The 463-nt window shown below is 41.0% G+C and carries 1 protein-coding gene; it reads right to left on the bottom strand.

Annotated features, from left to right (window positions below; all coding sequences use genetic code 11):
- Positions 1-5 precede the first annotated feature (5 nt).
- Positions 6-463: RimK/LysX family protein (locus LPA41_RS41065; protein WP_229076904.1), on the bottom strand; the 458-nt coding region annotated here is incomplete at its 5' end.

The following is a 463-nucleotide window of genomic DNA, read 5'->3' as shown; positions in this document are numbered from 1 at the left end:
ATTCATTATTTTTGTTCTCCGCTATTTAATAGTTCGTTTTGAAGCTTTTGACGTCGTGCTTTTTCTTCTGTCAGCAACGGTCTCCCCTTAGACACGTCAACGATAAATTTGTTTCGTAGTAAACTTCTGCCTAGAAGTATTGGGTAGAGTTTCGTGCTCCTATCCGCAAGAGTAAAACTGCCGTTTATTATACGCCCGTTTACCTTAATTTTAAGCTTAAGTTTGTAACGAATTTCCCTATGGCCAAATGAACTTGATACACGAGTGATGCTGTATGCACTCTTTGGGAAAGTATGGATTTTACCATCATATAGTAGTGAGTCAGGACCAAAAAATACAACATCGAGCCTGCCGCGGCCATCAACAGAACCATTAGCCCAAATACTACTCGCATCTGCACCTGTATCAATTTTCGCAGGTACGCGAGTAAGCAATAACTGAGGTAGCTCAATACGTTCTGCAC

The sequence above is a fragment of the Actinoplanes sp. DH11 genome (genome assembly GCF_020873875.1).
Lineage (GTDB): Bacteria > Actinomycetota > Actinomycetes > Mycobacteriales > Micromonosporaceae > Actinoplanes.
Note: the sequence above shows the minus strand (reverse complement) of the source record. Positions and strands in the feature narration are given on the sequence as shown.